Source organism: Microbulbifer okhotskensis, assembly GCF_023895975.1.
GTDB lineage: Bacteria > Pseudomonadota > Gammaproteobacteria > Pseudomonadales > Cellvibrionaceae > Microbulbifer > Microbulbifer okhotskensis.
In genome coordinates, this window is sequence record NZ_JALBWM010000343.1 from 1 (window position 1) to 676 (window position 676).

Sequence of the window (676 nt, forward strand, 5' to 3'; positions counted from 1 at the left end):
ACCACGGCACCAGTGACCAGTGCGGTTTTATATAGAACTACGGGTAACTGCTGCGGGCTGAAAAACCCTATGGCCAGTAACAGCGCTATGGCCATCAACAGCCAGAATGACAGGCGGGGCAATCTCATGACGTTCTCCAGGTTTTGGAAGTCCAGAAACACAACGCCCCCATAATCGGGGGCGCGAGGGAAAACGTCTTTTGAACGGGGGCAAAAGCTACATGATGTTTTTAAGCGGCCCAGCGCTTGTTGCCGCTACCCCAAGTATTACTCACCGCATTTTTCATATTGCGCGCGTAGCCGCTGTTTTTTGACCAGACATCGGCAGCAATCAAGCAAGCCGCAACGCCAATGCCCACAATCTTGAGGGTTGTAGATGCCGATGCACCATTGGAAATGGCTTGTTCCAAATCTGCCCAGCCTGATGCGGTTCCAATGCCACAAGCAGCAGTCAGGGCTGCCGGGGTACGCAGTGCTTTTAATGCGTTGCTTCGGGTATCAAGATTTTTTAAATCGTGCTGGTTAACATTCACACCTACTAGGTGCATACCAGCGGCTTCGCAGAACTTCTCCAGGTCTTCCTTGCGGGTGTTCTTTCCCCGTGGGTTGGAGAAAAACACGCTCTGGTTGGAAAGCTCTTTTCCATTGGCAACCAGGCTGCTGATACCCGGTTGTTT

General features: G+C 51.9%; 2 protein-coding genes. Both read right to left on the bottom strand.

The features are described from left to right. Window positions 1–128: putative holin (locus MO867_RS24250; protein WP_373565932.1), on the bottom strand; the 128-nt coding region annotated here is incomplete at its 3' end. Between the two features lie 101 nt (window positions 129–229). Next, the coding region (locus tag MO867_RS22420) for a hypothetical protein (RefSeq protein WP_252473300.1) at window positions 230–676 on the bottom strand (447 nt) is incomplete at its 5' end.